Here is a 6,673-nt window from a genome sequence, read left to right as displayed (position 1 = left end):
GAAGTGCAAAGGCAGCAATCAGAGGTATTGGCTATGCAGGTGCATTGACACACATACAGTTTCAAACAATTACTTCGGGTGGTGTAGTAACTCCTCGGATGCATATTAATTCAGATGGCAAAATCGGTGTTGGTACTACTAATCCGCAGGCATTGTTGGATGTAAGTGGAACTCTTCGATCAAAGATAATCAATGTTTATGGGACGCAAGGGTACGCGCAAATAGATTCTGCGGGAGCGGTTCTTAAGGATGGTTATCCATTGTTATTTAATTCCGGAAGTGCAAAGGCAGCAATCAGAGGTATTGGCTATGCAGGTGCATTGACACACATACAGTTTCAAACAATTACTTCGGGTGGTGTAGTAACTCCTCGGATGCATATTAATTCAGATGGCAAAATCGGCATTGGCACCACAAACCCGCAAACCTTACTGGATGTTCGTGGAACAATCCAAGCAAACGACATTAAGGTAGTAGTAGCGCAGGGCGCCGATTTTGTATTCGATGCCGGTTACAAGTTGCGCAGCTTGTCGGAAGTGGAGGCTTTTGTAAAGGAAAACAAGCGCCTGCCCGAAATACAAGCCGAAAAAGACATGCAACAAAATGGCGTGAGTGTGAACGACTTGCAAATAAAACTCCTGCAGAAAGTGGAAGAACTGACACTTTATGTTATTCAGCAAAATAAACGAATCGAAGAGCTTGAACAGGCTTTAGAAAAAAAATAAGCAGCCATGAAAAGACAGATAATATCGGTTATCATGTGCTTGTGCTGTTGTTCGTTTGCTTTCGGGCAACTGCCCGCCAGCATCGAACTGAATTCGCAGATAACCGTTACGCAGGATTCTACGATTACCGCCCGCAACCAGATATGGCTGAAACCGGGGTTCCGTTTCACGGCGCAAACCGGCAAGGCTTTGTACCTGAAAATTGCGGCAGGACGTATTACCGTTAAGCACAAAGACCACGACGACAATGCTCCGCTCAGCGGCGGAACGTTCAGGGTAACCAACGCGAACAACGTACTGGTAGGCAACTATACCGTCAGCAACGGGCAAGTAGCCGTGCCAAACCTCGACTTGGGAACATACACCATCACCGAAATTGCCCCGCCAACAGGTTACGACTCCATCAAAACCCCGCGGACAATTACCGTAAGCAGCAATATTGTTTACGAGACGGTGTATGATTATTATAAGAGTGATACGGTGCCCACTCCGCCTACGACTACCGGAAGTATTACGGTGAAATTTCGCGATTCGGGGACAACTGCTTTGTTAAATGGTCGAGTTAAAGTAAAGGATAGCGAAAATGTTTTGATTGACAGTTATGAGCTCTCAAACGGTGAAGTTACTATCTCTAATCTTGATAGCGGCACATATAAGGTAATGGAAGATATAATACCTAGTGGCTATCAGGTGTCTCCCTTTATTCGCACGGCAACTGTTACTAGTGGCAGCAATGAAGAAATTATCTTTCAGTACAATCCTGTAATTGCATATACTCCTAATAATGCTGATACGATACCCTTGAAATTCAAATTAGAGGTAAAGAGGCATTTCCTAGATGAAAATGATGAAAATGATGAGAATAATATAGAAGAGTCGGTGTTGTATTTCGATAATAAAGCAACACGGATTGGAGAGTACTATTGGAGTCAGGTATTCAATGATACGATAACCCAATTTAGGTGGTGGACATTACTGGAATTTTCGGAGAGTGATACGCCACCGAACGATTCCTTTTTTGATTTGTACATGCCTCAGATATATGGAGCCAGTTTTTCTTACAATCCCGATATTGAAGCATTTAACAAGTACTACGGGAAATACTACAATAATAATACTATTGGCTACATGAACCAATGGGGCTCTATGCTGGAAGGAAATGCAACAGAAGCTAAAGCTGGTTGGGGCATTCCGTATGATAAAGATTACCGACAGCTGTTTGCGATGTGTCCATTATTAGGGACGAATACTAGTCTGGATGTCTTTGAGGTAAATTATGCGCTAGGGGCAAGGCCCGGAGAAAATCCCTTAGCTGTAAATATGGCGGACGGCGATTGCAACGTATATTGGTTTTACGATTATAATCAGAATTTGTATGACTTCAATATGATGCCGGGCGGTTATAGGCTAGCTACAGATGCATCTCCTTGGACGAATGGATTAGGATATTGGGAAGGACCTAAAGGCGCTTTTGCCCATTTGTTTTATACAACAGCCTATGCTACTAAGCCAACCCCTAACGTATTTGATGCAAACCGTATATATATCCACGATAGAGTAGATACGAAGCCGGAAACTAATGCCGATTGGATTAATCTGCGATGGTGCCGTCGCCTGACCGATTACGAGCTAGGGTATAAACTTTATATTACAGCCGCCGATTCTGTTAGAAGTAGTTTGGAATGGGATACTTTGCAGATGGGTAATGAAATACCTTTGTTAAATAAAATCTTGGCCGGCAGGTTCTCAGTTAACGATGGGTTCGATATTATTAAGCAAGATACCATTTCGCCTCCTCCAACCAATTCAGTAGAACTCCCGAACGGATATATTCGAGGATTCTATGTGCAGTACGTATTGGATAAAGCTAGTCCTAGACCCATTCCTACAATTATTGATTATGCGACAAAAGTAGATGATAATGTACTGGTTAGGCCTTCTAATCAAAATAAAAAGTCCAAACTGCCAGACGAAGAGGAAAACCTCAACGAAAAGCTCAACACCCAGTCGGTCAAGCCATTGACGGTGTATCCCAATCCGGTGGGCGATGTTTTGTATATCGATTCGGAGGCTTCGGTGATTTCGATAAAGGTTTACAGTTCGACAGGCGCGCTTGTGAAATTGTTCGAAAATGTCGATAAGTCGTTGGATGTAACCGGATTGATTTCTGGCATTTACACTTTTGTTGTAAAAACCGAGAAAGAAAACGCGACTTTCAGGGTGATGAAAAAATAACCTTTCCACCCCATAATCATTCCATAAGCAGGACGGCGATAAATTTTCCGTCCTGTTTTATTTTGCCAGCTATTGTGTAGCAAGGCAAATTAGATTTACTTTGTATCGAAATTTTGAATGATATGAATTTTGTAGGAATTATACCTTCGAGGTATGCATCGACCCGTTTTCCGGGAAAACCGCTGGCCGATATGGCGGGCAAAACAATGATACAGCGCGTATATGAACAGGCAGCTCGGGCATTGGACGAGGTGTGGGTGGCAACGGACGATGAGCGGATTGTGAAGGCGGTAAAGGATTTTGGCGGCAATGTTATCCTGACTTCTCCGGCGCACCGCAGTGGTACCGACCGTTGCAACGAGGCTTATCTGAATATCGGCAAGCCCTTTGATGCGGTTATCAACATTCAGGGCGATGAGCCTTTTATTCAGCCGGAACAGATAGAAACGCTCAAAAATTGCTTCTCGGAACCGGATGTGCAGTTGGCAACATTGCTCAAACCTTTCAGTAAAGAGGATGGATTCGATGCCTTGTTCAATCCCAGTTCGCCCAAGGTGATAGTGAATAAAAACAACGAGGCCATCTATTTCAGCCGATCTATTATTCCCTATATCAGGGATGTACATCATTCCGAATGGCTGGACAAGCATACTTTTTACAAGCACATCGGCATGTATGGTTACCGGGCTGATGTATTGGGCGAGATTACAAAATTGCAGCAATCGGTACTCGAAAAAGCGGAATCGCTGGAGCAACTCCGCTGGATTGAGAACGGTTATAAAATTAAAGTAGGATTCACCAAAACGGAAACCATCGGGATAGACACTCCCGCCGATATGGAAAAGGCGCTACAACTGTTGAAGCTGTCTAGTAAGTGAAAATAAGCACACTAGCCCTCCTGTGTTCAGGCACAATCTAAACAGGAAGAATTTTATTCGCCTCCTACGCTCCGCACAATGATAGGGTAAACGCATGAAAAATTTTACAGCTTATGCCTTTTGGTAAAGTGGCTGATATGAGCAGGAGATTCCTCCCTTTGGTCGGAATGACTGTCTCCTTTTTTGGGAGAGGGGATGAGGAAGCGGCGGCGAAGCCGCCGCTTCCTCATCCTTTAACCGCCAATAGACGAGTCATTCCGACCAAAGGGAGGAATCTCATTCGTAATATCGGTTATTTCCCCACTTACCTGTTCATTTCGCGCAGTTTGATTTTTGTCAGCGCCTGCTTGGTGTTCAGCGGAAAATCGCTGTCCATAATCCAGGCATAGAAACTTGGCTCGGTTTTTAATATCCCGGCAACAGGTTTTCCTTTGTGCTTGCCAAAGTTAAAGACTTCAATCCCGTTTTCGTTTTTAATAATGCGTCCCGAAAAATCGACATTGTTGTTGTAGGCCGAAAACTTTTCGGCTAGTTTGCCCATGTCGTTTTCCAAATCGGGGTACCTGTCCAGCTGGGCTTTCAGCACTTCGTAGGTCGCCAGTGTATCGGCTTCGGCTCCATGAGCGCCTTCAAGCTCTTTTTCGCAGTAGAATTTATAGGCAGCGCTAAGTGTCCGTTCTTCTTTCTTGTGAAAAATAACCTGAACGTCAATTAGTTTGCGCTTGCTGAAATCTATATCCACACCCACGCGCAAAAACTCCTCAACCAGCAAGGGAACATCGAAGCGGCTGGAATTGAATCCGGCCAAGTCGCAGCCCTCTATTTGATTGGCCAGCGACCGGGCAATTTGCTTGAAAGTGGGGCAATCTTTCACATCCTCGTCATATATGCCATGGATAGCCGATGCTTCCGCCGGAATAGGTATTTCGGGATTGATGCGTTTTGTTTTCACATCTTTGCTCCCGTTCGTCCCTATTTTCAGGTAGGATATTTCAACTATTCTGTCGTGTACAATATTGGTGCCGGTGGTTTCGAGGTCGAAAAAAACCAGGGGATTTTTTAGATTCAGTTCCATAATTTGTTTTATTCAGATAAAAAAGAGGCTGTTTCAAAAGCCTCTTTATATACTACTTGTTTGTCATTGCGGGCTTGACCCGCAATCTCCTGACGGTCAAATAATGTTGTTAGGAGATTAATGACAGATTTTTTTAATCGTTGAGCATCATTGGCATTAACAGCATCAGGATGTCTTCCTCGCTTTTTTCGTCAACGGGGATAATCAGTCCTGCTCTTGATGGGTCGGACAATTCTACCGTAACCTCTGTTGCCGGAATGTTATTTAAAATTTCGATAAGGAAATTCGATTTGAACCCGATATTCATCGGTGTGCCGCTGTATTGGCAGGTGATTGATTCTTCGGCTGCCGTAGAAAAGTCGATGTCCTGAGCGAAAATCATGATGTTATTTTCCGACAGCTGAAGTTTAATCAGGCTGCTGGCCGGATTGGAGAACACCGAAACGCGTTTCAAGGCATTCAACAACGATTGGCGATCGACCAGAATCTTATTCGGGTTATCTTGTGGTATCACCGAGTTGTAATTGGGATACCGGCCTTCGATAAAGCGGCAAGTCATTGTGTAACTGGCCATTTTGATATATGCATTGTTTGAGTCGAACTTAATGTCAATCGGTTCAACTTCTTTTGCCAATATATTCCGCAACAGGTTGGCCGGTTTCTTGGGCAGGATAAACGAGGCTCTTTCGGTTCCTTTGGCGGCCAGCGTTTTATAGCGAACCAGTTTATGCCCGTCGGAAGCAACAAAAGTGAGGTCGTCGGTGGTAATATCGAAGTAGATACCGTTCATCACCGGTCGCAATTCGTCGTCGGCGCTGGCAAACAGGGCGTGGTTTATTCCCGAAAACAGCACTTGCGGGTCTATCGACAAATTGATTGCCGAATCGTTCAACTCTTTTGTTTGCGGATAATCGGCGCCATTCTGACCAATAAAGTTATATTTACCGTTGTGGAAGAATATAAACACTTCGAGGTTTTCGTCATTTATCTCAAAAGTCAAGGGCTGATCGGGTAACTCTTTCAATGGTTCCAGCAAATTTTTGGCGTTTATAGCCAGCGTTCCGCTACCTTCAATATCGTTTACTTCGAGCGATGTTACCAAACGGGTTTCGGTATCGGCTGCGGTCAGGGTAAGGGTCGAATTGTTTAACTCCAACAGAAAACAATCAAGTACCGGTAAGGTATTCTTTGAATTAATTACTTTGCTAATTGCCTGTAAATGACTTAATAAGGCTGAACTTGATACGACAAATTTCATAATTTTATAATTGTATTGTTATTGATTTTTCGGTATAATATTAAACAAGCAAATGTAAAGATATTTTCGTTACAATCAAAGTGTGGCGCTACAATTCTAGGGCAAACGCATGAAAAAAGTCCGAAGGACTTTCGGTAAAGTTGCTGATATGAGCAGGAGATTCCTCCCTTTGGTCGGAATGACTCGCCTATTGGTAGTTTAAGGGATGAGGAAGTGGCGGCGAAGCCCCTCCAAACCTCCCCGTAGGGGAGGCTTTTGAAATCCCCCCTACGGGGGGTGGGGGGGCTTAGGGAGGAATCTCATCCGTAATAGTGGTTCTAAATTTTTTCATGCATTTGCTCGTGGTTACAATAATATAAAAAAAGTAAACCCTACCAGACATCCCGTCAGTAGGGTTTACATGATCAACTAAAAAACTATCTATATGAAATAAGTATAGACTAATAATAACGCTGCAAAGTAAATGCATGTAGCGGGTGTGCACAATACCAAGAAATAATGA

6 protein-coding genes are annotated in these 6,673 nt (G+C 43.7%); 3 read left to right on the top strand and 3 right to left on the bottom strand.

Translation table 11 applies throughout. The annotated features are described in order from the left end of the window. From ACYPWY_RS08940 to kdsB, 3 genes are all read left to right on the top strand, one after another. Nucleotides 1-725, top strand: a 725-nt coding sequence (locus tag ACYPWY_RS08940) for a hypothetical protein (protein WP_459685181.1), incomplete at its 5' end; no start/stop codon positions are given. Between the two features lie 6 nt (nt 726-731). Beyond that, on the top strand, nt 732-2,960 hold the full coding sequence (locus ACYPWY_RS08935; protein WP_459685180.1) for a SpaA isopeptide-forming pilin-related protein: 2,229 nt from the start codon (nt 732-734) through the stop codon (nt 2,958-2,960). 122 nt (nt 2,961-3,082) lie between these two features. Then, nucleotides 3,083-3,838, top strand: a complete 756-nt coding sequence (gene kdsB, locus ACYPWY_RS08930) for a 3-deoxy-manno-octulosonate cytidylyltransferase (protein WP_459685179.1) — start codon at nt 3,083-3,085, stop codon at nt 3,836-3,838. 104 nt (nt 3,839-3,942) lie between these two features. Here kdsB and ACYPWY_RS08925 read toward each other — a convergent pair whose 3' ends face one another. The 3 genes from ACYPWY_RS08925 to dnaN all read right to left on the bottom strand — a co-directional run bounded on the left by ACYPWY_RS08925 (nt 3,943) and on the right by dnaN (nt 6,171). After that, a complete protein-coding gene (locus ACYPWY_RS08925) occupies nt 3,943-4,068 on the bottom strand; it encodes a hypothetical protein (RefSeq protein WP_459685178.1) in 126 nt (41 codons plus the stop codon). Between the two features lie 74 nt (nt 4,069-4,142). After that, complete coding sequence (locus ACYPWY_RS08920; RefSeq protein ID WP_459685177.1) at nt 4,143-4,913, bottom strand: exonuclease domain-containing protein; 771 nt, start codon at nt 4,911-4,913, stop codon at nt 4,143-4,145. 133 nt (nt 4,914-5,046) lie between these two features. Next, entirely contained in the window at nt 5,047-6,171 is a 1,125-nt protein-coding gene (gene dnaN, locus ACYPWY_RS08915) for a DNA polymerase III subunit beta (RefSeq protein ID WP_459685176.1), read from the bottom strand. Between the last annotated feature and the right edge of the window lie 502 nt (nt 6,172-6,673).

The organism is Viscerimonas tarda (assembly GCF_054601255.1).
Note: the sequence above shows the minus strand (reverse complement) of the source record. Positions and strands in the feature narration are given on the sequence as shown.